Below are 21145 nucleotides of genomic sequence, written 5' to 3'. Positions count from 1 at the left end.
TCGGCGGGTCGCTAGAACGCGTCCCGGATCCTGTAGAAGACCAGCGCCAGCATGCGGAGCGCGCGAAGCGGCGCGCCGGACACCGGGAATTCCGCGCCCGGCAGCCTCTCGAACAGCGCGAAACGCTCGGCGGTGCCGGCGACCGCCTCCGCCATCAGCTTGCCGGCGAAACCCGCCAGTGCGACGCCGTGACCGCAGAACCCGTGCGCGTAGAAGACGTTCGGCCCAAGCCGGCCGATATCGGGCAGCAGGTTCGCCGTGATGGCGACGTCGCCGCCCCAGACCCGCTCGATACGGACGTCGCGCAACTGCGGATAGGTCGCCAGCATGCGCCGCCGCATCAGCCCCACCGGATCGGAAGGCGGCCGCCCGGACAATGTCCCGCGCCCGCCGTACAGCAGGCGGCGATCGGCCGAAAGTCGCCAGTAGTCGAGCAGGATGTTGGAATCGCAGATGCAGGCATCGTCGGCGATCAGCATGCGGGCGACCGCCTCCGGCAGTGGCTCGGTCGCGGCGATCTGGCTCCAGGCCGGCAGCACGCGGTGGCGAAAGCGCCGGTCGAGGGCGCCGGCGTAGACGTTCGCGGCGAGAACCAGGTGGTCGGCGGTGACCGTACCGTGGGCGGTGACCAGCCTCGCCGGGCCGCCGTCGGCCTCGATCCGCGTCACCGCGCTCCGCTCGAACAGCAGCGCGCCCGCCGCCTCGGCGGCGCGGGCGAGGCCCAGCGCATAGTTCAGCGGATGCAGATGGCCCGCGGTTGAATCGTGCATCGCGCCAACGAAACGGGGGCTGGTGACGACCGCTCGGAAACCGTCGCGGTCCAGCATGCGAAGCCCCGTGCCGCCGAATTGGCCCTCGAGCAGCGCATGTTCCTCGCTCATTTCGTCCAGGTGGCGCGGCTTGACCGCGGCGTGGTAGTAGCCCGGCTTGAGGTCGCACCCGATGGCGTGGCGGGCGACCCGTTCGCGGACCAGGGCCGCCGCCTCCCGGCTCAGCGCGAACAGCCGCCTGGCCTCGTCGAGGCCGACCACCCGCACGACCTCCGTCATGGAATTCGCGAAACCGCCGATGATCTGGCCGCCGTTCCGCCCCGATGCGCCCGAGGCAAGCCCGGCCGCGTCCAGCAGGATCACCGAGTAGCCGCGGTTCGCCAGTTCGAGCGCCGCGCTCAGCCCGGTGAAGCCGCCGCCGACGATGCCGACGTCGGCGCGGCGATCGCCGTCCAGCGCCGGGCGCGCGACCAGTTCCTGCGCGGATTCGGTATAGTAGGACGCAACGTGACCGCCTGACGCCATGCCACCGCCTCGCGCATAAGGAACCCTTGCACCATAAGACATGCTCGGCAAGGATGCAGCAGCGGGTTATTGTGCGGGGCCGCAATTCCGGGCAGAAACACGGTCGGGAATGGACGGCCGGCACGGCCACCGCTTCCCGGCATTCCGAGAACGCAGGAGCGCGGTCGCCAGTACGCTACCGCAGGGGACCAATGGTATGAGCGGACTCGAGCCCAGCCTGCATATGTGGCTGACGCTGGCCATCATCGCGGCCGCGATCGTGGCCTTCGCGAGCGAGCGTATCTCGCTCGAGCTCGCGTCGCTGGCGGTTCTGATCGCGGTCCTGCTGCTCTTCGAGCTGGCGCCGCTGCTCGATCCGGCGACCGGGGAACCGGTGCTCGACGCCACCGACATCCTGGCCGGAATCGGCGATCCGGCACTGATCGCGGTGCTCGCCCTGCTCGTCGTCGGCCAGGGCGTGGTCCAGACCGGGGCGATGGAGGTCGCGGTCCGGCGCGTTCTGGCGTTGCGCCGGCATCACCCGACGCTGGCGATCTTCGCGACGCTGCTGGTCGTCATGCTGCTCAGCGCGGTGCTGAACAACACCCCGGTCGTGGTAATCTTCATCCCGCTGATGACGGCCCTGGCGGATCGGCTGCACCGGCCGCCCTCCTCGGTGATGATGCCGCTCTCCTTCGCCGCGATCCTGGGCGGCATGACGACCCTGATCGGCTCGTCGACCAACCTGCTGGCCTCGGCCGCGGCGGTCACCGCGGGGCTCGCGCCGATCGGCTTCTTCGACTTCATCGTGCCGGGCAGCCTCCTCGCCGCGATCGGTATCTTCTATATCGCCTTCATCGCGCCGCGCTTCCTGCGCGACCGCCAGACACTGGCCGGCGAGATGGCCAGCGGTGGCGAAGGCAAGCAGTTCATCATCCAGATCGAGGTGCCGACGGTATCCTCGCTGATCGGCGCAAAGGCGGTCGCAGGAACCTTCCGGGCGCTCCCGGACATCACTGTCCGCTTCATCCAGCGCAACGAACGGGTGATCCTGCCGCCTTACGACGACATCGAGATTCAGGCCGGCGACGTGCTCATTCTCGGCGCCACCCGGAAGGCGCTGATGGACGCGGTCACCCACACCCAGGACCTGCTGCCCAGCCTGCTCGTCAGCCGTTCGCAGGACGGCCAGGACGATACCGACCAGTCGCCGCCTGTCCGCGACCAGATGATGGCCGAAGTCGTCGTGGCGCCGGCCTCGCGGATGATCGGCCGCAACCTGCAGCAGATCGGCTTCCACTACCAGACCCATTGCACGGTGCTCGGCGTGCAGCGGCGCTCGCGCATGATCCGCACCAACATGATGAACGAGATCCGCATCGAGGCCGGCGACGTGCTGCTGATCCTCGGCCATCGCGAGGACATGTTCCGGTTGCGATCCAACCCGGATGTCCTGCTGCTCGAATGGTCGACCCGCGAGCTGCCGGCGGTCGCCCTTGCCCAGCGCGCGCTGGCAATCTTCGCCGGTGTCGTGATCGCTGCCTCGACCGGGATTGTGCCGATCGTCATCGCCGCCATGGGGGGCGCCATCCTGATGGTGGTCAGCGGCTGCCTGAACATCTTCCAGGCGAGCCGGGCGATCGACCGCCGCATCGTCATGCTGGTCTGGGCGGCGCTTGCCCTCGGCACCGCGCTGCAGGCGACCGGCGGTGCCGGCTATCTCGCCCGCCAGATGGTGGCTGCGCTCGACGGGGCCTCGCCGGCGATCATCCTGTCCGGCTTCTTCCTGCTGGTGGCGGTCGCCACCAACGTGCTGTCGAACAACGCGACCGCCGTCCTGTTCACGCCGATCGCGGTCGGCATCGCCACCGAGATCGGCGTTCCGCCCACCGCCTTCGTCCATGCCGTGATCCTGGCCGCCAACTGCTCGTTCGCGACCCCGATCGGCTACCAGACGAACCTTCTCGTGCTCGGCCCCGGACATTATGTCTTCGCCGATTTCATGCGCATCGGCGGGCCGCTCGTCGTCATCCTGTGGCTCGCCTTCAGCCTGACAGCGCCCTTTCTCTACGGCCTCTGACGACCCCCGCGAGGGCGCTGAATGAGCGTTGGCGCGGGCCGGAAATCGCGTTACTGTTTGCTGTGTTCCGCCGCGCCGGCGAAAGTCCCGCCCGGCGCCTTGCAGCCCTGGACGAAAGGGGTGATCCGGCATGAAGCGCGTCCAGATACCGATGCGGCATTTCTTCGCCACGCCGCCGGCGCCCTGCCCCTACATCGACGGCAGGATGGAACGCAAGGTCGTGACGCTGCTGACCGGCGACGATCCGGACGCCCTGCACGACGCGCTCAGCCAGGCCGGCTTCCGGCGCAGCCAGGATCTCGCCTACCGGCCCGCCTGCGAGGGTTGCAGCGCCTGTGTCCCGGTCCGCGTCCGGGTCGCTGAATTCACCGAGGGCCGCCGCTACCGGCGGATTCGCCGCCGCAACGAAGGCGTCGTCGCGCGGGTCATGCCGGCGGTAGCCGGCCGCGAGCATTACGAGCTGTTCCGTCGCTACCTGGAGGCTCGCCATACCGGCGGCGGCATGGCCAACATGGGCTTCGCCGACTATCGCTCGATGATCGAGGAAACCCCGGTCGACAGCCACCTGGTCGAGTACCGCCGACCCGGCGGAGCGCTCTATGCGGTCTGCCTGACCGACCGCATGAGCGACGGCCTGTCGCTGGTCTACTCGTTCTTCGATCCCGACATGGAGGCCGACAGCCCCGGCAGCTACATCATCCTCCGGCATATCGAGGAAGCCCGGCGGGAAAACCTGCCCTACGTGTATCTCGGCTACTGGATCGCCGAGAGCGCGAAGATGTCCTACAAGGCCCGGTTCCGGCCCCTCGAAGGGTTGCGACCGGAAGGCTGGCGACCACTCGATGGCGATCACGCCGGCTGAACAGTCACCCTTGTTGGCACTGCCGTCAGCGAACACGAACCCGTTTATTGCATTCGGCACATCAGTCTTGATACTCTGGTGGTGGAAATGGCTTAGGCCATGAACCGAAACAGACCAAATGACGAAGCCGAGCTTGATTTCGGCCGAATGATCATAACAGGGAGGCACTACATGGACCGCCGTTCATTCATCAAGGGCGCATCGGTTGCCGGCGCGGCTGTCGCGGCGACAGCCGCGGCAAATCTGCCGGCTCCGGCGCTCGCGCAGGGCAAGCGCGAGCTCAAGATGGTCACGACCTGGCCAAAGAATTTCCCGGGCCTCGGCACGGGTGCCCAGCGCGTCGCCGACCGCATCACCAAGTCGTCTGACGGCCGGATCACGGTCAAGGTATTCGCCGCCGGCGAACTGGTACCGCCCTTCGAGAGCTTCGACGCGGTGTCGAGTGGCACAGCCGACATGTATCACGCGGCCGATTACTACTGGCAGGGCAAGTCGACCGCCTTCAACTTCTTCACCGCGGTGCCGTTCGGCTTCCTCGCCAACGAGCTCGACGCCTGGGTCAATTTCGGCGGCGGTCAGGAACTCTGGGACGAACTCGCGGGTGACTTCGGCCTGAAGTCGCTGATGGCCGGCAATACCGGCGTGCAGTGGGGCGGCTGGCTCAACAAGGAGATCAATTCGGTCGAGGATCTCAAGGGCCTGAAGTTCCGCATGCCCGGCCTCGGCGGCGAAGTGCTGCGCAAGCTCGGCGCCTCGGTCGTGGCGCTCCCGGGCGGCGAGATCTTCCCGGCGCTCCAGTCCGGCGCGATCGACGGAACCGAATGGGTCGGGCCGTGGAACGACCTGGCCTTCGGCTTCTACAAGGTCGCGAAATACTACTACTGGCCCGGCTATCACGAGCCCGGCTCGGGCCTCGCCCTCGGCATGAGCAAGAAGGTCTGGGAAAGCTTCTCGCCGGCCGATCAGGCGCTGGTCGAGAACGCCGCCGCAGCCGAGAACAACTACATGTACTCGGAATTCAACGCGAAGAATTCCGGCGCGCTCGACACCCTCATCAACAAGCACAACGTGCAGACCCGGCGCATGCCCGACGACGTCATGCAGGCGATCGGCGAGGCGTCGAACGACGTCATGCAGGGGGTGGCCAACGAGGGCGGCATCCAGAAGAAGATCTACGACAGCTTCATCGCCTTCCGCAAACAGGCGATCCGGATGAGCAAGCTGTCCGATCAGGCATACATGCAGGCCCGTCTGCTTCCCTTCAAGTATGGCGGCTGATCACCGCGAATAGAGAGAGCGAAACCCGCATCGGACAGCCGATGCGGGTTTTTCGTTCCGCCCCGAAATCAGGTCAGAGGCTTTTCGTCAGGGAAACATTACCCGCCCGCGGAAGAGAAACCGGATCAAGGTCCATCCGCAGGCGCATCAGTTCTCCGGGCATTGGGAGGTGCCGTTGCAGAATATCGCGAAACTCGCGCGAGCGATCGACGCCGTTAACGGCACGGTCGGCCGCTACGTGGCGTGGCTGGCCGTGGTCATGGTCCTTGTGCAGTTCACGGTTGTCGTGCTGCGCTACGTGTTCGGCATCGGTTCCCTGTTCATGCAGGAATCGATCGTCTACATGCACTCGCTGCTGTTCCTGCTCGGCGCCGGCTACACGCTGCTGCACAACGGCCACGTCCGGGTGGACATCTTCTACCGGACCGCGAAGCCGCCGAGCCAGGCGAAGGTCGACCTGTTCGGCTCGCTGTTCCTGCTGATCCCGGTATGCGCGACGATCTGGTGGACCTCCTTCCCCTATGTCTGGAATTCCTGGGCCCATTTCGAGGGCTCCAAGGAAACGAGCGGGATCCCGCTGGTCTTCCTGCTGAAGACGGCAATCCTGATCTTTTGCGCGCTGATGATCGCGCAGGCCATCTCGATGATCATTCACAGCATTCTCGTCCTGACCGGCCATGAGGCGCCGTCCGACGAAGAGATCGAGAGGGTCTGACCGTGCTCGTAAACGAGATTTTCGCCGTCATCCTGTTCGCATCGGTATGCGCCTGCCTGATGGCCGGCTTCCCGGTCGCCTTCACCCTGTCCGGCGTCGGCCTTGCGGTCGGCGTCGTCGCCTATTTCTTCGGCGTCTTCGACATGACCTTCCTCAGCGCCATGCCGCAGCGCATCTTCGGCAACGCGATGTGGAACGAGGTGCTGATCGCGGTGCCGCTCTTCGTCTTCATGGGCGTGATGCTCGAACGAAGTAAGGTGGCCGAGGAACTGCTCGACACCATGGGCATGCTGTTCGGCCCGATGCGCGGCGGCCTCGGACTGTCGGTCTTCACGGTCGGCGCGCTGCTCGCCGCCTCGACCGGCATCGTCGGCGCGACCGTGGTGACGATGGGCCTGCTGTCACTGCCGACCATGCTCCGGCGCGGCTACGATCCCAAGCTCGCCTGCGGCGCCATCTGCGCCTCCGGCACGCTCGGCCAGATCATTCCGCCGTCGATCGTCCTGGTCATTCTCGGCGACCAGATTTCCAACGCCTATGTCGATGCCCAGCGCGCGATCGGCAACTGGTCGCCGGAACCGGTCTCGGTCGGCGACCTGTTCGCCGGGGCGATGCTGCCCGGCCTGATGCTGGTCGGCATGTACATGCTCTACCAGATCATCATCGCGAACGTCCGTCCGGAAAGCTCACCGGCGATCCCGCGTGAAGCCCTCGGGGAGGGGACCGACAGCGGCAGTTTCGGCGGCCGTGTCGTACACGCCCTGGTGCCGCCGGTCGTGCTCATCATCGCCGTTCTCGGCTCGATCCTCGCCGGCTACGCGACGCCCACGGAAGCCGCCGCGGTGGGCGCCGTCGGCGCCCTGCTGCTGGCCGGGCTCCGCCTCGACGAGAGCCATGGCGGGCCGATCTACGTCAGCGCCCTCTCGCTCGTCGCGATGCTCCTGCTGGCGAGCTACTTCGACCTCCGGATGAACCTCGACGCGACCACGTCGACCAACCTGGTCGCCATCGGCGCGGCGCTGATCTTCGCCGCGATCCTGCTCTACGGCGTGGTGGTCAGCCTGATCCGGGTCTACCGGACGCAGATCCTGCATACGGTGATGCGCTCGACCATGGAGATCTCCGCCATGGTCTTCGTCATCCTGATCGGCGCCGCGATGTTCAGCCTGGTGTTCCGCGGCCTCGGCGGCGACGACATGGTGCACGAACTGCTGACCAACATGCCCGGCGGCCGCGTCGGCGCGATCATCGTGGTGATGGCGGTGATGTTCCTGCTCGGCTTCTTCCTCGACTTCATCGAGATCACCTTCGTCGTGGTCCCGATCGTCGCGCCGATCATCCTGCAACTCGATGTCAACCCGATCTGGCTCGGCATCATGATGGCGATGAACCTGCAGACCTCGTTCCTGACACCGCCGTTCGGCTTCGCGCTCTTCTACCTGCGCGGCGTCGCGCCGCCCGAAGTGACGACGATGCATATCTACAAGGGCGTCATTCCCTTCGTGGCCATCCAGATCATCGGCCTGATCGTGCTCGCCCAGTTCCCGGAGATCGCGACCTGGCTGCCGAAAGTGGTCTTCGGCACCGATCTCGGAAACTGAGCCGGAACGGCGTTCGAAAGAAGGAACGGCAGGAAAAGGTCGGAACCCGGCCGGGCGGCGGAAGCGATCCCTAGTCGGGGAAATGCTCGACGTGGGTTTCCGCCGAACGACCGACATAGAGAACCCGGCGACCGGGGAAGGACACGATGTAACCGGCGCAGCCGGCCGCCACGGCCTTTTCGCAGAAGCCCCGGTAACTGTAGCCGGGGGCCTGCTGCTGTGCCTCCCTGATGGCGGCCCGCATGCCGGCGGCATCGAAGTCCGGCGCGACGGCGGCCCCGACGCCATGGGCGGGCAGCGCCACGCTGCCCCCGTCCGGCAGGTAGTAGGTTGCGGTGGCGCGTCGGAAGTCGATCGCGTAGCCCTCGAAGCCGGCCTCGATGAGGGCGCCGACGATCTCGGGAAAACTCATCGTATCGTCCTCCGCCCCGTCGAGACAGGCGCGCGCGGTAGCCTTCTGGTGATCGTTCATGGCTGTTCTCCGTGACGTGACCGGGACCTGGATCAATCGATCGGTGTCGCGGTCAGGCGATTGCGTTCGACCATGCGCTTCAGCAGCCGTTCCAGGGTTTCCCGTTCTGCCGCCGTGAGGCACTGGAAGAATTCGGCGTCGTTGCGGTCGGCCAGTGCGGCCAGTTCCGGGACCAGTGCGACAGCCCGCGGCGTCAGCGCCAGTGTCTGCGCCCGGCCGTCGTCGACGCTGGCCTCGCGCTGGATCAGCGCCTTGGCGATCAAACGGTCGGCGAGTTTGCTGATCGCCCCCCGCGTCATGCCCATGGCGTCCGCCAGACGGCTCGGCGCCGTCGGTTCCCTGTCGTAAAGCGCCCGCATCAGGCACCATTCCGCGACCGTCACCCCCTGGTCCGCGAGTTTGCCCGCGAAGGCCTGCGAGACGTGGTTCGAGACCATGCGCAGCCAGAAGCCGAGATGCTGGGTAAGGTCGGAAACGGGTGCGGTGGGCGGCATGGCGATCCTCGTGATTGACTAGGAAACTATTTCGATAAAGTTTCCTAGTCAATCTTATTATCGCGGCCGTGCCGCGGATCGTGCCGGGACCGTCTGGGTGGCCGGCGCAGCCCTTCCCTCGCCTTCCGCGAGCGGCGCCCGAGGTGCCTCAGGCGCGCTTGCGCCGCCGCTTCCGGTCGCGGTAGTCGAGCGCGCCGGGGCGCTGTCGCGGATCCTCGCCGGGCGGAAAGATCTGCGTCTTCTGGACCTTCTGTGTGCCGGTCGTCGGCAGCGTCTCGACGAACAGGATCCAGCCGGGCGTCTTGAAATAGGCGAGCCGCTCGACGCACCAGGCGAACAGCCGCTCGGCCAGCGCCGCGTCCGGCGTCTCGCCCGCCATCGGCACGATGCAGGCCATCACCTCCTCCTCGCGGAGTTCGTCCGGAGCGGCGATCACGGCGACCTGGCGAACCGCGTCATGGGCCTGCAGGGTCGCCTCGATCTCCGCGGCGGCGATATTCTCGCCGGACCGGCGGATGATGTTCTTCTTGCGGTCGACGAAATAGAGCATGCCGTCGGCGCCCTGGCGGACGATGTCGCCGGTATGGAACCAGCCGCCCTGCCAGGCCTCCTCGGTTGCCGCCTCGTTCTTCAGATAGCCGGCGAAGAAGCCGCGCCGGGGATCGTCGGCATCGGCCCGGACCAGCAGTTCGCCCGGCTCGCCCGCCGGAGCCTCTTGGCCGGAATCATCGACCACGCGGGCCTGGAAATCGTCATGCGGGCGGCCGAAGGCGCGGGTGTCGATCTGGCGCGGTTCGTGGTTGTCGGCGAAGATCCGCCCCGTCTCGGTCATCCCCCAGACCTCGACGAGGGGAAAGCCGAAACGGACCTCGAAGGCGCCGTGCAGTTCCGGCTCGACACCGGCGCCCAGTCCGACGCGCACGCGATGGGCGCGCTCGGCCCGAGTGGGCGGCTGGTTGAGCAGCATCGGCGGCACGACGCCCAGGTAATGGATGATCGTCGCCCCGGTCGCCGCGACATCGTCCCACCAGGTCGCCGGGTGGAAGCGGTCCGGGCTGATCAGACAGTTCCGGGTCAGCAGCATGCAGACGAAGGAGACCACGCCGGCATTCATGTGGAAGATCGGCAGCGGGTTGTAGATCCGGTCCTCGCCCGGCCGGATCGTCAGCAGGCCGCCGAGACCGGCATACCAGCGCCCGGCGGTCAGGTGATAGTCGTTGGTCAGGATGCAGCCCTTGGGCCGCCCGGTGGTGCCCGAGGTGTAGAGCAGGCTCGCCTCGGTCGCGAGATCGGGGACCGCCCGTCCGGCCGGCGTCGCCGCCGCGGGCAGCAGACCGGCCAGGATGCCCGGCGCCGCGCCGGCCTCGACCACCGGCAGCGGCATCGCCCGGCCGGCGGCGACCCGGCGCATGTCGTCGGCCCGTTCGGGCACGCTGACAACCAGCGCCGCCTCGGAATGCTCCAGCAGGTAGAGCGCCTCGTCGTCCCGGTAGTCCGGGTTGATCGGCACCACCGAGACGCCGAGACCGTTCAACGCCAGGCTGTGCAGGAAATGGTCCGGGCGGTTCTCCAGCAGCACCGCGACCCGATGCCCGGGGCCGTAGCCGGCCTCGCCATAGGCCGTCTTCAGCGCCTCGACGGCGGCATGGGCCTCGCCGTAACTGAGTTCGAGCCCGTCCGGGTGGTAGCGTCGTCCGGGCGCTGGCGGGACCGCCAGGAAGGCATTGCCGGGGGCGGCCCCGACACTGTCCAGAAACGCCTCGTACACGCTACGCATCGTCCCCTCCCCGAATCGCGCCCGGTTCCTTTCAGGACGGCCGGCGGCGCCTCGCCGTCAGGCGAACTTGTTGCTCCTGTTGAAGCCGCGCGGCACCATGCGGCCGGCATTGCCGCGCTTGGTGTACCAGCCGGTCAGGTCGGTTTCCCGGCGCTGGCGGCCGCCCGGGTCGATCCAGCCGACGCCCTCCTCGCGATTGAAGAAGCTGACGTCGGACAGGCCGCCGTCGCGGTAGCGCTGCAGCACCACGCCGCGCCCGCGGGCCATCTCGGGCACTTCCTCGAGCGCGAAACAGTTGAGCTTCCGGTTGTCGCCGACGACGGCGATCGAATCGCCCTCGACCGGCGTGCAGATCAGCGCCTCCTGCCCGCTCGCCACGTTCAGCACCTGGCGGCCGTTGCGGGTCTGCGCCACGACCTGGTTCTCGGCGACGACGAAACCGCGGCCGTCGGTCGAGGCGACCAGCAGCTTGCGATCCGGCTTGTGCACGAAGAGCCCGACGATGTCCTGGTCATTGGCCAGATCGATCATCAGGCGGACCGGTTCGCCATGGCCTCGGCCGCCCGGCAGCTTGTCGCAGCCGATCGTGTAGAAGCGGCCGTTGGTCCCGAACAGCAGCAGCTTGTCGGTGGTTTCCGCGTGGATCCGGAAGCGGCCCCGGTCGCCTTCCTTGTAGCGTTCCTCGACGCTGCCGTCCTGATGGCCGCGCAAGGCACGGATCCAGCCCTTTTCGGAGCAGATGACGGTAATCGGCTCGCGCTCGACGAAGGCCTGGATCGGCACCTCGACGATCTCGCCGGCCTCGCCGATGTCGGTCCGCCGCTTCGACAGCTCGGGCATGCCGAGAAGCGTCTTCTTCAGCGCCTTGACCTCCTCGCCGAGGCGGTCGCGCTGCAGGTCCTCGTCGGCGAGCAGCGCCTCGAGCAGGCCCTTCTCGGCGCTCAGTTCGTCGAACTCGCGGCGCAGCTCCATCTCCTCCAGCCGGCGCAGCGAGCGCAGCCGCATGTTGAGGATTGCCTCGGCCTGGACATCGGTCAGGCTGAAGGTCTCCATCAGCGAGGCCTTCGGGTGGTCCTCCTCGCGGATGATGCGGATCACCTCGTCGAGGTTGAGATAGACGACCAGGTAACCGGCCAGCACCTCGAGCCGATGCTCGATCTTCTCGAGCCGGTTGCGGCTGCGGCGGACCAGCACGACCTGGCGGTGCGCGAGATACTCGAGCAGCACCTCGCGCAGACCCATGACGCGCGGGACGCCCTGGGAATCGAGCACGTTCATGTTGAGGCTGAAGCGGCTTTCCAGATCGCTCGCCCGGAACAGCGACTGCATCAGGACTTCCGGCTCGACCGTGCGGCTCTTCGGCTCCAGCACCAGGCGGATGTCCTCCGCCGATTCGTCGCGGATATCGGCCAGCAGCGGCAGCTTCTTCGACAGCATCAGCTCGGCGATGCGCTCGATCAGGCGGCCCTTCTGCACCTGGTAGGGGATCTCGGTGACGACGATCTGCCAGGTCCCGCGCGGCAGTTGCTCGACCTCCCAGCGGGCGCGGACGCGGAAGCTGCCGCGGCCGGTCTCGAAGGCCTCGCGGATCCGCTCCTTCGGCTCGACCAGCACGCCGCCGGTCGGGAAGTCGGGCGCCCGGACCTTCTCCATCAGGGTATCCATGGAGGCGTTCGGGTGGCGCAGGAGATGCGCCAGAGCGTCGCAAAGCTCGATCGCGTTGTGCGGCGGGATCGAGGTCGCCATGCCCACGGCGATCCCGGCGGCGCCGTTGGCAAGCAGGTTCGGGAAGGCCGCCGGCAAGACCACCGGCTCCGATTCCTCGCCGTCGTAGGTCGCCCGGAAATCGACGGTATCCTCGTCGATCCCCTCCAACAGCAGCTCGGCGATCTTGGTCAGCCGGGCCTCGGTATATCGCATGGCGGCCGCGTTATCGCCGTCGATATTGCCGAAGTTTCCCTGGCCGTCGACCAGCGGATAGCGCTGCGCGAAGGTCTGGGCGAGGCGGACAAGCGCGTCGTAGACCGACTGGTCGCCGTGCGGATGGTATTTGCCGATCACGTCGCCGACGACGCGGGCGCATTTCTTGAAACCGCCTTCCGGGTCAAGCTTCAGCAGCCGCATGGCGTAAAGCAGGCGCCGGTGCACCGGCTTCAGGCCGTCGCGCACATCGGGCAGTGAGCGCGACATGATGGTCGACATCGCGTAGGCGAGATAGCGCTCGGCGAGCGCGTCCTTCAGCGAAGCGGGGCGGATTTCGCCGGAATCAATCACTGTATCGTCTGTCATCGGGTCTATATACCACCAGATCTTGTGGGTGCAGAGGCGAAATTCGCCGCCAGTCGTTGCCGCGCCGCCGGCATCTTCGCCGGCCCGCCGTCGAACAGCCAGCGTTCGAGGAAATGGCCGGTCAGGGCGAAACCGGCGCGGATGTCGTCGGCCGCGTCGTCGCTCGGCCCGACGCCGCGCTCGCCGACGAAGAAGCCGGGCAGCGCCAGCAGCTTGTGCCGGTGCAGGCCGGCCGCCTCGGCGGTCGCTGCCCGGCCGCTGCGCGGCGAGACATAGGCGAGGCCCTCGGTCGCGCCGGTCAGGGCACAGGCATCGAGGTCGAGGCCGAAACCGAGTTCGGCGAGCAGCCCGAGTTCCCAGCGCAGGTAAACCATCGGCCAGGTCAGGTCGTCGTCCGCCAGCGCCTCCAGCAGGATCAGCAATGCGTCGTAGAGCGGCCCGTGCGGCTCGCGCTCGGGCAGGGCCACCTCGCAGAGCGCGCAAGCCGCGGACAGCGCCGCCAGGCGCTTCCGGTCGTCGAGCAGCGGTGCGGCGCGGGCATTCGAAAGCTCGACCTTGAAGGTGCCCAGATGCTGCTCCAAGCGCCCGGTCCAGTCCACGGAAAGCTGGTTCCCCGGCTGCAGGACGCCGGCCAGCCGCCGTCCGCCGCCGCCCCGGACCAGCCCGCAATGGCGGCCGTGGGCGCGGGTCATGACGTGAATCACCGACGAGGTCTCGCCATGTCGTCGCGTGGCGAGGAGGATGCCGTCATCCGACCAATGCATGGGCGATAGCTACAGCGGCCGGGCGCGCGCGGCAAGCCCGCGGTGCGGCGCGGAAAGGCGTCGGGATCGCCAGACAGGACCGGGCAAGGCGGGGCGCGGCCCCCGAAAGAACCGCGCCCCCTTCTGAGGGTTCGGCCGATTAGGTCAGCCAGACCATCGCGTGACCCCGGCGGATACGCTGCCGGGCAGAGCGCGATCATGTTCCGGGACAGGGTGCCGACTGCCACGGCCCCCTCGCCCCGCCCCGTTCCGGAGCCCTCGATCGCCGGGTCCGCGCAACGCGCCGAACCCGGTCGTGCCGCTCCGGCGGCAACCCTCTCACCGCCCCGTCGGGCGGCGCCACCTTACCGAACTTGTAGGTGTGCAAATTAAGGGCCAATTCATCGGCGCGGAAATACTATTTGTTTTCATATCGTTATGCTCATGCACTCGGGAAAAACATCAGCAATATGTAAATAAATCCGACAGTTGCCCGGGTCGGGGCACAGGCTGTATCTGTGCCGGCAGGCGCCTCCCGGCGCCGGGGAGAATGCGATGTCGTGGCTTTATCTGGTGATCGCGGGGATCTTCGAATGGGGCTGGCCGGTCGGCCTGAAATACGGCTGGACCGAGAACGGCGTCCACTGGGGCTGGGTCGCCTTCGGCGTCGTCTGCATGACGATGAGCGGCGCCCTGCTTCTGCTCTCGCTGCGCGTCGTGCCGATGGGCACCGCCTACGCGGTCTGGACCGGGATCGGCGCCGCCGGGACCTTCGCCATCGGCATCATGTTCTTCGCCGAGCCGATGGCCCTGGCGCGGATCTTCTTCGTCGGCCTCATTCTCGTCGGCATCGTCGGCCTCAAGCTCTCCTCCTGAGCCCGCGCCGCCGGCGCCACAGCCCTATTCGGAGAGCTTCTTCTTCAGGATCTCGTTGACGATCTGCGGGTTGGCCTTGCCCTGGGTTGCCTTCATGACCTGGCCGACGAAGAAGCCGAACAGCTTGTCCTTGCCGCCGCGATACTCGGCGACCTTGTCCGGGTTGGCGGCGAGGATGCCGTCGACCAGCCCCTCGATCGCGCCGGAGTCGGAGACCTGGCGGAGGCCCTTCTCGTCGATCACCGCCTCGGCGTCCCGGCCGGTCTCGAACATCACCTCGAAGACCTCCTTGGCCAGCCGGTTGGACAGGGTACCGTCCGTGATCAGGTCGATCAGCGCACCCAATTGCGCCGGCGCGACAGGGCATTGCAGGATCGTCTTGCCGGACTTGTTCAGGGCGCCGAACAGGTTGCCGATGACCCAGTTGGCCGCCGTCCGGGCATCGCGCCCGGCCGCCACCGCCTCGAAATAGTCGGCGATCTCGCGCTCGGCGACCAGCACGCCGGCATCCTCCGCCCCGAGCCCGAGGTCGGCGACGAAGCGCGCCTTCTTCTCGTCGGGAAGCTCGGGCAGGTCGGCCCGGATGCGTTCGATGAAATCGTCGTCGAGGACCAACGGCATCAGGTCCGGATCGGGGAAGTAGCGGTAGTCGTGCGCCTCTTCCTTGGAGCGCATGGAGCGCGTCTCGCCCTTGTTCGGATCGAACAGCCGGGTTTCCTGACGGACCTCGTCGCCGCCCTCGATGATCTCGATCTGCCGCCCCGCCTCGTAGACGATCGCCTGCTGCAGGAAGCGGATCGAGTTGACGTTCTTGATCTCGCAGCGGGTGCCGAGGTCGCCGCCGGGCTTGCGCACCGAGACGTTGATGTCGGCACGCATGGAGCCTTCCTCCATGTTGCCGTCGCAGGTCCCGAGGTAGCGCAGGATCGCCCGGAGCTTGCGCAGGAAGGCGCCGGCCTCCTCGGGCGAGCGCATGTCGGGTTCGGAGACGATCTCCATCAGCGCGACGCCGGAACGGTTGAGGTCGATCAGGCTCCGCGTCGGATCCTGGTCGTGCAGGCTCTTGCCGGCGTCCTGTTCCAGGTGCAGCCGGGTGATGCCGACATCGACGCTCTCCCGATCCGGGAAATCGAGCGTGACGACGCCCTTCCCGACGATCGGCTGGGTGAATTGCGAGATCTGGTAGCCCTGCGGCAGGTCCGGATAGAAGTAGTTCTTGCGGTCGAACACCGAGACCTTGTTGATCTCGGCCCTGAGCCCGAGGCCGGTGCGGACCGCCTGCTCGACGCAATGGGCGTTGATCACCGGCAGCATGCCGGGCATCGCCGCGTCGACCAGCGAGACCTGGCTGTTCGGCGCGGCGCCGAACGCCGTCGCGGCGCCGGAGAACAGCTTGGCGTTGGAGACGACCTGGGAATGCACCTCCATGCCGATCACCACTTCCCACTCGCCGGTGGCGCCCTGAAGACGATAGCTCATGGCTCAGGCCTCCTCCCACCAGGCATCCGGGCGATGGTCGAAGCCGGCGGCCTCCTCCAGCACGCCGGCGGCGCGGAACACGGTCTCCTCGTCGAACGGGCGGCCGATCAGCTGCAGGCCGAGCGGCGTGCCCTCGGCGCCGAGCCCGGCCGGCAGCGAGATCGCCGGCAGTCCGGCGAGGCTCGCCGGCACGGTCAGCACGTCGTTCAGATACATCGCGATCGGATCGTCGCCCTTCTCGCCGAAGGCGAAGGCGGCCGACGGCGTGGTCGGCGTCAGCAGCACGTCGACCTGTTCGTAGGCCTTGCGGAAATCCTCGGCGATCCGGGTCCGGACCTTCTGCGCCTGCAGGTAATAGGCGTCGTAATAGCCGGCCGAGAGCACGTAGGTGCCGATCATGATGCGGCGCTGCACCTCGTGGCCGAAGCCCGCGGCGCGGGTATTCTCGTACATTTCGGTCAGGTCGGCGCCCGGCACCCGGAGGCCGTAGCGGACGCCGTCGTAGCGGGCAAGGTTCGACGAGGCCTCGGCCGGGGCGACGATGTAATAGACCGGCAGGGCGTATTTCGTGTGCGGCAGGCTGACCTCGACGATCTCGGCGCCGGCCGTCTTCAGCCAGTCGATGCCCTGCTGCCAGAGCGCCTCGATATCGGCGGGCATGCCCTCGACCCGGTATTCCGTCGGCACGCCGACCCTGAGGCCGCGCACGTCGCCGCTCATCGCCGCGGCGAAATCCGGCACCGGCCGGTCGACACTGGTCGAATCCTTTGGGTCGAAGCCGGCCATCGCCCCCAGCATGATGGCGGCGTCGCGGACGCTCCGGGTCATCGGCCCGGCCTGGTCGAGCGAGGAGGCGAAGGCGACGATGCCCCAGCGCGAGCAGCGTCCGTAGGTCGGCTTCATGCCGACGATGCCGGTGAAGGCGGCGGGCTGGCGGATCGAGCCGCCGGTATCGGTGCCGGTGGCCCCGGCGACGACCCGGGCGGCGACCGAGGCGGCCGAGCCGCCGGACGAGCCGCCGGGCACCAGCCGGGCATCGCCGCCGGTCCGCGTCCAGGGATTGGCGACCGGGCCGTAATGGCTGGTCTCGTTCGACGAGCCCATGGCGAACTCGTCGAGATTGGCCTTGGCGATCGTGATCGCGCCGGCCTCGGCCAGCTTCGTCGCGACGGTCGCGCTGTAGGTCGGGTGGAAGCCGTCGAGGATGTGCGAGGCGGCGGTGGTCAGTACGCCCTCGGTGCAGAACAGGTCCTTCATCACGATCGGCACGCCGTCCATGGCGCCGGCCTCGCCGGCCTTGCGGCGGGCATCGGCGGCGTCGGCGACGGCGAGCGCCTGCTCGGGCAGTTCGGTGATCGCGATGTTGAGCGGACGGGCACGTTCCAGCGCGCCAAGCGAAGCCTCGGTCAGCTCGCGGGCCGAGAAATCGCCCTTCGCCAGCCCGTCGAGCGCGCCGGCGATGCCGAGATCGGTGAGCGCGGCCATTACTCGATCACCTTCGGCACGGCGAAGAAATGCTCGACCCCGTCCGGCGCGTTGGCGACCACCTTCTCCGGATAGCCACCGTCGGTCACCGCGTCGACGCGCGTGCGCAGCGTCATCGGCGTCACCGAGGTCATCGGCTCGACGCCCGCGGTATCGACCTCGCCAAGTTGCTCGACCCAGCCGAGGATGTTATTGAGTTCCCGGCGCAGCGGTTCGAGTTGCTCGTCCTCGACCCTGATCCGCGCCAACCGGGCGATGCGCGCCACAGTGGCCTTATCCAACGACATGATCGACCTTGTGAAAGTGCTTCAGATGACTGTTGTCAGGCAGGCGCGCAGGCGTTCCGGCTCAGCCCCGGCCGCGGCCCCGACAGGGCCGGGAAATTAGCATCCGCCATGCTCATCGGCAACCCTGAGGCGCTGCTCGCCGAACTTCCCCCGCGCGGCCGCCTGCTCGGCCTCGATTACGGCTCGAAGACCATCGGCCTCGCCCTCTCCGACGCCTCGCGGACGATCGCGAGCCCGCTCGAGACGATCAGGCGGAGCAAGTTCCGCGCCGACGCCGACGCGCTGCTGCGGATCGCCGCGCGCGAGCAGGTGTTGGCCCTGGTCATCGGCCTGCCGACCGAGCTCGACGGTCGCGAGGGGCCGCGCAGCCAGTCGACCCGTGCCTTCCAGCGCAACCTGGAACCACTGACCCCGCTGCCGATGCTGTTCTGGGACGAGCGCATGTCGACGGTCGCGGTGACCCGCACGCTGCTCGACGCCGACGCCAGCCGGGCCCGCCGCAAGGTGCTGGTCGACAAGATGGCGGCGGCCTACATCCTGCAGGGCTTCCTCGACCGCCTGGTCGGGCTCGGCGGCGGCTCCGCCTGGCGATGATCGCCGCCCTCGTCCCCGTCTTCATCATGATCCTGCTCGGCTGGCTGCTGCGCCGCTATGCCTTCGGCGACGAGAGCTTCTGGGCGATGGCCGAGCGGATCACCTATTTCGTCTTCTTCCCGGCCCTGCTCGTCAACCGGCTCGGCCATGCCGACCTGAGCGGCTTCCAGGTGCTGCCGCTGGCCGGCGCGATGATCCTCGCCGTGATCGTGCTCTGGGGCCTGGCGCTGCTCGTCGCCCGCCCGCTCGGCCTCGCCCGGCCGGGGGCGAGCTCGCTGGTCCAGGGGGCGATCCGCTTCAACACCTATGTCGGCTTCGCCGCCGCCTCGGCGCTCTGGGGCACGGCCGGGCTGACGCTGGCGGCGATCGTCGCGGCGATCATGATCCCGACGGTCAACGTGATCTCGGTGATCGCGCTCACCGGGCGCCAGGCCGGCCTGCGCCAGATCGTCCTCAGCGTCGTCCGCAACCCGCTGATCCTCGCCTGCCTGATCGGCGCCGGCCTGAGCAGCAGCGGCACCGGCATCCCGGCGCTGATCCAGCAGGTGCTGGAAATCCTCGGCGCCGCGGCGCTGCCCCTCGGCCTGCTCGCGGTCGGCGCGGCGCTCGACTACCAGGCGGCCGCCGCGTCCAAGGCGGCGATCGTCGCCGGCGTCGTGCTCAAGCTGCTGGTCTTCCCGGCCGTGATGGCGCTGTCGCTGCACCTGTTCGGGGTCCAGGGGCTGACCGCCGGCACGGCGCTGCTCTGGGCCTCGCTGCCGGTCGCCTCGTCGGCCTACGTGATGAGCCGGATGCTCGGCGGCGACGCCCGCCTGATGGCCGGCATCATCACCGCCTCGACCGTCGCCGCGCTGGTCAGCATGCCGGCGGTGCTGCTGTTGCTGGGGTGAGTATTCGATGCCCCACCTATTCCGCGAGATCCGCCAGAGTCAGAGTTTCAGCGCAACCATGCACCAACCCCGACTAAGAATGTTCTTGTGCGATCAGACATATCTGATCTTGCTTCACTGTCGCATTGTCGCAGCTGCACGATTGAGATTCTCAATGAATAGATCGATGAACTCGGGATCGCCCTTGCCGAAACCAGCTTGCAAGAGAGCTGTTTTCATCGGCAGCGCTTGTATCTCCGCTACAAGTTTCTCGGCATTCGCGATGTGCCAACCAACGCGGCCAACCGGCATCCATGTGAGCCCTATGCGGGAGTGGTCGGCGAGATCATCCTGAACGTGAGCCTTTTCATTCCGCCCAAAGTCTGCCAAGGAGCCCAGAAATTCGAAACGCTCGAACAACAATTCGAAATCGGGTGTAAGCCCAATGAAGCGCTTTCGCCATTCGCTCGCGAGCGCCAGTAGATGATCGCTAAGTGGCGTCCGCAGTTGCTCAAGCCCTTCTAACTTCCGCCATATGTCGTCATCGCCGCCCTTCCAAGCCGACAAGAAGAGCGTCTCGGTTACCGGAACCGGTTCCCCAAATGGTCGATCGATTGAGGCAGTGAAGAGTCGATGAACGGCAGCCCATCGCTCGGCACGCGTCAAGCCAAGACCGTACGTGGTCATGATTAGGACAGCCGGATACGACCGAAGACCAAGATAGCGGGGGTTTCCGCTGCCTTTCTTGTAAGCGTGGGCGCAAAGACTTCGAATGATATCGACGACGAGCGCGTGCTCGCCGTCATCACCCCAACGACCCAGCACGCCGGCCATGCTGGCAAGCGTTTCGGTTAACGCTTCGTATCTTCGGACGCGGGCGCGAACCTGCTCCCGCCCCCATTCTTCGTCAGGCGAAAATTCAGCGTGGTCGAGTTGCACCAGCACTCGTTCCGTCTCCTCCGCGAACAGCTCATCGAGCTGGATGCGATGCTCCGGCTTTGCGAGGAAGCGTTTGGCGCTGCTTATCTGCAGGTCGATGCTGAGCGGATTCTGGCGCTGACTCTGCTCCAGAGTCTCCACGCGTTGCTTCAATTCTGAGAAAAAGCCGTCCGCATTCTCGATCTGAATACAACGGGCATCGCGATGCTTCACCAGTACTTCCGCACCGCCGCCAAGTGCGCCGCGTGCAGCCCAATAGACGGAATAGCGGCGATTCGGCGCACGGAGGAACGCCGCCCGAAGCGCATGATCCCACTCCCCGGACCAGCCGCAAACGATGAGGCCGTGCTCATCCAGGATGCGATCAAGAATAGTGTCATATGCTGCAGGATAGCTGCTCAGTTCCGCTTCGGTATTCAGGATGCGCGCATCCTTGTAATCACCGTGAAGCTTGAGGACGTAGCAGGCGGTATGAGTGAGCGGTTCTGCGCCCGCGAGCGCATCGACGGAGGCGACGACGGTCGGTTCAATTCCGCGCTCTCGCAGCGCATTCTCCATGAGCCGGTCAAAGTTCGTCGTGATAATCACGCGGATATAGCCGCTGTGTACCAGATCTGCGATCGCCTGGTGGGCCTTTGTTGGAATCTTCCGGCCTTCCTCGCGATCTTCTTCGTTAGGCTCGATATAGTTGTGCAGGATGGAGCGGCGTTCTTCAGGGGAAGCCGCGAGTTCCTCAAGGAGCGCTGAGTAATCCGGCTCCTTTCCCGTCTTCCCCCGGTACCAGATTGCCCAGTCCGGCTGTTCTTTCACGCCCTGCGCTAGCGCAACGCGCCGTACGAGTTCGAGCGTGATTTCCCAGCCGGTGGGAATTTCGGCGGCACGCGACATTCCGGAGCCCAAGAGGACAGCGAACACGCCCTTGTTCTCGTAAACCGAGAATGCGATTTGCGTCAGTGAGTCACCTTGAAAAAGGCTCATCTTCTCCATTCATCCCGCCAAGCGTTCAGTTCAGTCGATCCGATCTGATAGCG

At 66.9% G+C, this 21145-nt stretch carries 18 protein-coding genes; 8 read left to right on the top strand and 10 right to left on the bottom strand.

Annotation, left to right across the window (positions count from 1 at the left end; genetic code table 11):
* Window positions 1-11: 11 nt before the first annotated feature.
* On the bottom strand, window positions 12-1295 hold the full coding sequence (locus tag OCH7691_RS09315) for an NAD(P)/FAD-dependent oxidoreductase (RefSeq protein ID WP_176244975.1): 1284 nt from the start codon (window positions 1293-1295) through the stop codon (window positions 12-14).
* Window positions 1296-1491: 196 nt separating this feature from the next.
* Here OCH7691_RS09315 and OCH7691_RS09310 point away from each other — a divergent pair, with 196 nt between their 5' ends.
* The 5 genes from OCH7691_RS09310 (at window position 1492) to OCH7691_RS09290 (ending at window position 7810) form a co-directional block, all read left to right on the top strand.
* The gene (locus OCH7691_RS09310) at window positions 1492-3354 is read left to right on the top strand and encodes an SLC13 family permease (protein WP_085883101.1); all 1863 of its coding nucleotides are present in this window, start codon (window positions 1492-1494) and stop codon (window positions 3352-3354) included.
* 130 nt (window positions 3355-3484) lie between these two features.
* A complete protein-coding gene (locus OCH7691_RS09305) occupies window positions 3485-4216 on the top strand; it encodes an arginyltransferase (protein WP_085883100.1) in 732 nt (243 codons plus the stop codon).
* A 171-nt stretch (window positions 4217-4387) separates the two neighbouring features.
* A complete protein-coding gene (locus OCH7691_RS09300; protein WP_085883099.1) occupies window positions 4388-5494 on the top strand; it encodes a TRAP transporter substrate-binding protein in 1107 nt (368 codons plus the stop codon).
* Between the two features lie 169 nt (window positions 5495-5663).
* Window positions 5664-6209 carry a TRAP transporter small permease subunit gene (locus OCH7691_RS09295; protein WP_370853097.1) on the top strand — a complete coding sequence of 182 codons (546 nt, stop codon included), beginning with the start codon at window positions 5664-5666 and terminating at the stop codon, window positions 6207-6209.
* A 2-nt stretch (window positions 6210-6211) separates the two neighbouring features.
* Window positions 6212-7810, top strand: a complete 1599-nt coding sequence (locus tag OCH7691_RS09290) for a TRAP transporter large permease (protein ID WP_217807874.1) — start codon at window positions 6212-6214, stop codon at window positions 7808-7810.
* Between the two features lie 70 nt (window positions 7811-7880).
* Here the strand turns inward: OCH7691_RS09290 and OCH7691_RS09285 are convergent, their stop codons facing one another.
* The 5 genes from OCH7691_RS09285 to recO all read right to left on the bottom strand — a co-directional run bounded on the left by OCH7691_RS09285 (window position 7881) and on the right by recO (window position 13606).
* Complete coding sequence (locus tag OCH7691_RS09285) at window positions 7881-8282, bottom strand: DUF1398 domain-containing protein (RefSeq protein ID WP_085883097.1); 402 nt, start codon at window positions 8280-8282, stop codon at window positions 7881-7883.
* A gap of 32 nt (window positions 8283-8314) precedes the next feature.
* Window positions 8315-8776, bottom strand: coding sequence for a MarR family winged helix-turn-helix transcriptional regulator (locus OCH7691_RS09280; RefSeq protein WP_085883096.1), 462 nt, complete (start codon window positions 8774-8776; stop codon window positions 8315-8317).
* A gap of 148 nt (window positions 8777-8924) precedes the next feature.
* Window positions 8925-10553, bottom strand: coding sequence for an AMP-binding protein (locus OCH7691_RS09275; RefSeq protein WP_085883095.1), 1629 nt, complete (start codon window positions 10551-10553; stop codon window positions 8925-8927).
* 57 nt (window positions 10554-10610) lie between these two features.
* A complete protein-coding gene (gene parC, locus OCH7691_RS09270; protein WP_085883094.1) occupies window positions 10611-12842 on the bottom strand; it encodes a DNA topoisomerase IV subunit A in 2232 nt (743 codons plus the stop codon).
* Window positions 12843-12847: 5 nt separating this feature from the next.
* Entirely contained in the window at window positions 12848-13606 is a 759-nt protein-coding gene (recO, locus tag OCH7691_RS09265; protein ID WP_085883093.1) for a DNA repair protein RecO, read from the bottom strand.
* A 534-nt stretch (window positions 13607-14140) separates the two neighbouring features.
* Here recO and OCH7691_RS09260 point away from each other — a divergent pair.
* Entirely contained in the window at window positions 14141-14461 is a 321-nt protein-coding gene (locus OCH7691_RS09260) for a DMT family transporter (protein WP_085883092.1), read from the top strand.
* 24 nt (window positions 14462-14485) lie between these two features.
* Here the strand turns inward: OCH7691_RS09260 and gatB are convergent, their stop codons facing one another.
* Genes gatB through gatC form a run of 3 tightly spaced genes read right to left on the bottom strand, consistent with a single transcriptional unit; the run spans window position 14486 to window position 17712 of the window.
* Complete coding sequence (gene gatB, locus OCH7691_RS09255) at window positions 14486-15940, bottom strand: Asp-tRNA(Asn)/Glu-tRNA(Gln) amidotransferase subunit GatB (protein ID WP_085883091.1); 1455 nt, start codon at window positions 15938-15940, stop codon at window positions 14486-14488.
* A gap of 3 nt (window positions 15941-15943) precedes the next feature.
* On the bottom strand, window positions 15944-17425 hold the full coding sequence (gene gatA / locus OCH7691_RS09250; RefSeq protein ID WP_085883090.1) for an Asp-tRNA(Asn)/Glu-tRNA(Gln) amidotransferase subunit GatA: 1482 nt from the start codon (window positions 17423-17425) through the stop codon (window positions 15944-15946).
* Window positions 17425-17712, bottom strand: a complete 288-nt coding sequence (gatC, locus tag OCH7691_RS09245; protein ID WP_085883089.1) for an Asp-tRNA(Asn)/Glu-tRNA(Gln) amidotransferase subunit GatC — start codon at window positions 17710-17712, stop codon at window positions 17425-17427. The genes gatA and gatC overlap by 1 nt, the downstream gene beginning before the upstream one ends.
* Window positions 17713-17820: 108 nt before the next feature.
* On the opposite strand from gatC, the gene ruvX reads away from it, so the two are divergent.
* The gene (ruvX, locus tag OCH7691_RS09240; RefSeq protein ID WP_085883088.1) at window positions 17821-18306 is read left to right on the top strand and encodes a Holliday junction resolvase RuvX; all 486 of its coding nucleotides are present in this window, start codon (window positions 17821-17823) and stop codon (window positions 18304-18306) included.
* Window positions 18303-19196: an AEC family transporter gene (locus OCH7691_RS09235; protein WP_085883087.1), complete on the top strand. Its 894-nt coding sequence runs from the start codon at window positions 18303-18305 to the stop codon at window positions 19194-19196. The genes ruvX and OCH7691_RS09235 overlap by 4 nt, the downstream gene beginning before the upstream one ends.
* 114 nt (window positions 19197-19310) lie before the next feature.
* Here the strand turns inward: OCH7691_RS09235 and OCH7691_RS09230 are convergent, their stop codons facing one another.
* Window positions 19311-21101 (bottom strand): SIR2 family protein, encoded by a 1791-nt coding sequence (locus tag OCH7691_RS09230; RefSeq protein WP_217807873.1) that lies wholly within the window; start codon window positions 21099-21101, stop codon window positions 19311-19313.
* Between the last annotated feature and the right edge of the window lie 44 nt (window positions 21102-21145).

The organism is Oceanibacterium hippocampi, assembly GCF_900172325.1.
Lineage (GTDB): Bacteria > Pseudomonadota > Alphaproteobacteria > Sneathiellales > Sneathiellaceae > Oceanibacterium > Oceanibacterium hippocampi.
Note: the sequence above shows the minus strand (reverse complement) of the source record. Positions and strands in the feature narration are given on the sequence as shown.